The organism is Streptomyces longispororuber (assembly GCF_024448165.1).
Taxonomy (GTDB): Bacteria; Actinomycetota; Actinomycetes; order Streptomycetales; family Streptomycetaceae; genus Streptomyces; species Streptomyces longispororuber_A.
Genome location: NZ_JAMOLN010000417.1, coordinates 1 through 2560, shown reverse-complemented (window position 1 = coordinate 2560; position 2560 = coordinate 1). Strand labels below are relative to the sequence as shown.

The window sequence follows — 2560 nt, the reverse complement described above, 5'->3', positions numbered from 1 at the left end:
CGGCGACGGCCGTGGCCCTCATGACGTACACGGCGCCGATGATCACGCTCGGCGACACGGCCGCGTCGCTGCACACGGCCCTCTCCTCCCAGGCCTGGCTCCTGAACGGCACTCCGCTGGGCCTCGCCGCCCTGCTCCTCGTCGCGGGCAGCCTCGCCGACGACTACGGGCGGCGCCGGGCCTTCGTCCTCGGCACCTTCGCGCTCGGCCTCACGACGGCGCTCGGCGCCCTCGCCCCGAACACGCTGCTGTTCACGCTCGCCCGGATCGCGCAGGGCGCGGCGTCCGCGGCGATCCTGGCCGCGAGCCTGGGCCTGCTGGTGCACGCGTTCCCGACCCCGGCCGGGCGCGTGAAGGCCACCGGGGTGTGGGGCGCGTTCGTCAGCGGCGGCATCGCGCTCGGCCCGGTCGTGGCGGGCGCCGTCTCCGACGTCGCCGACTGGCGCTACGCGTACGGGGTGCTGGCCGCGGCGACCCTCCTGGTGGCGGCCCTGGCCCCGCGGGCCCTCACCGAGTCCCGCTCGCCGCGCGCGGGCCGCCCCGACCTGCCGGGCGCCCTCACCCTCGGCCTCGCCCTGGTGGCCCTCCTCGCCGCGCTCACCCTGGGCCGCGACGGCTGGCTCCGCGCCCCCATCGGCGTACTGCTCCTGGCGACCGTCGTGCTCCTGGCGGCATTCGTGGCGGTCGAGCACCGCAGCGCGACGCCGATGCTCGACCTCACGCTCCTGCGCCGCCCCCTCTTCCTGGCCTCCACGGCGGGCGCGCTCTTCACCGGCCTGTCGGTCATCGCGCTCTTCAGCTACGTACCGACGCTCGTCCAGCACACGATGGGCGTCACGCCGATGGGCACGGCGGGCCTGTTCGTGATCTGGTCCGGCACGTCGTTCGCCGTCGCCCTCCAGGCCAGGCGGCTCGCGGGCCGGGTGTCGCCGCGCCACCAGCTGGCCGTGGGGTTCGTGCTGCACGCGCTGGCGGTCGCGACGATGCTCGGCGCGGCGGGCTCGGGCCACTGGACGCGGCTGCTGCCGGGCCTGCTGATCTCCGGCATCGGCAGCGGTCTGCTCAACGCGGCGCTCCCGCTGCTCGCCGTCGAGTCGGTGCCGGTCGCGCGGGCCGCGATGGGCTCGGGCGCCAACAACACGGCCCGCTACATCGGTTCGGCCGCCGGCGTCGCCCTGATGATCGCGGTCTCCACGTCGACGGGCACCACCCGGCACGCCCTCGACACCGGCACGAACACGGCGCTGATCGTCTCCGGCGCCCTCGCCCTCGCCGCGGCGGCCCTCCTGCTCACCCTGCGGGAACGGCGTCCGGCTCGCTGACCGGGTCCTGGGCCAGCACCTCGCTGTCCGGCCGCGCGTCACGGTCGGCCGGGCAGGCGTACGTCACCACGAGCGTGACGGCGAGATTGGCGGCGAGCGCCACGATCCCGGCGTTCACCCCGAACACCGGATCGTGCTCGCTGAACACCAGCCCGCACACGACCCCGACCCCGACGACGAGCCCGCTCACCGCCCCCACGAAACTCAGCCGCCGCCACAACAACCCCACCAGCAGCATCGGTACGAGCTGCGCCATCCCCTCGTACGAGATGAGGGAGAGCCGTACGAGGGTGTTGGGCGCGGCATACGTCAGGACGAGGGCGACGGTTCCCGCGACCACGACCACGAGCTGCGACCAGCCCTTCAGCGCCTGCGACGAGCCCCGCCAGCGCGGCACGAGCGAGAACACGCTGCTCCCCCACATCGTGCCGATGACCAGCATGAACACGGCCATCGGCACGATCGACGACAGCGCGGCGGCGACCCCGATGATCCCCACCGCCCAGGCGGGCAGCGAGTCGACGACGAGCTTGAACAGGGCCAGGTTCGAGTCGGCCCCGGTCAGTCCCGGCACCACGAACAGCGCCGCCATCCCGAGGAACATGGGCACGAACAGCAGCACGTTGTAGGCGGGCAGCCAGATGGCGTTGCGCCGCAGCCCGTCCGCGCTGCGCGCGCCCAGGTACCCGGCGACGGTGGTCGGGAAAATGACGACGGTGAGGGCGTTGAGGAAGGTCGTGGTCGCGAACCACGCCTCGCCGTACGGGCTTCCGCCGCTGCCGGGCAGCGTCAGCCAGTCGCTCTTCTCCTCGACAATCCGGTGCAGGAAGTCCCCGTACCCGTCGAAGTAGTGCACGGGGACGTAGAGGGCGAGGAACGCGAGCGTCACGATGACGAGCAGGTCCTTGAGCACCGACACCCAGGCGCTCCCCCGCAGCCCGCTCACCACGACGAACCCGGTGGTGACGGCGAAGCCGATGAAGTAGGCCCAGTTCAGGCTGATCGCGCCGTACGAGATGGTCGACACGACGACGCCCATGCCGGTGATCTGCAGCTGGATGTACGGCAGCAGGAACACGGTGACGAGCACGGCGACGGCGGCGCCGAGCCACGGCCTGCGGTACCGGTGGGCGACCATGTCGGTGATGGAGACGAGCCCGTGCCGGCGCGCGTACGACCAGAGCATCGGCCCGACGACGTAGCCGACGGCGTACCCGCACGACATGTAGGCGACGACG

2 protein-coding genes are annotated in these 2560 nt (G+C 72.9%); one reads left to right on the top strand and one right to left on the bottom strand.

Annotation, left to right across the window (positions count from 1 at the left end; all coding sequences use genetic code 11):
- On the top strand, positions 1-1322 hold a 1322-nt coding region (locus tag M4J07_RS47570; protein WP_255983616.1), incomplete at its 5' end, for an MFS transporter.
- Here M4J07_RS47570 and M4J07_RS47565 read toward each other — a convergent pair.
- A partial coding sequence (locus M4J07_RS47565; RefSeq protein ID WP_255983614.1) for a sodium:solute symporter family protein occupies positions 1291-2560 on the bottom strand: 1270 nt, incomplete at its 5' end. The genes M4J07_RS47570 and M4J07_RS47565 overlap by 32 nt on opposite strands.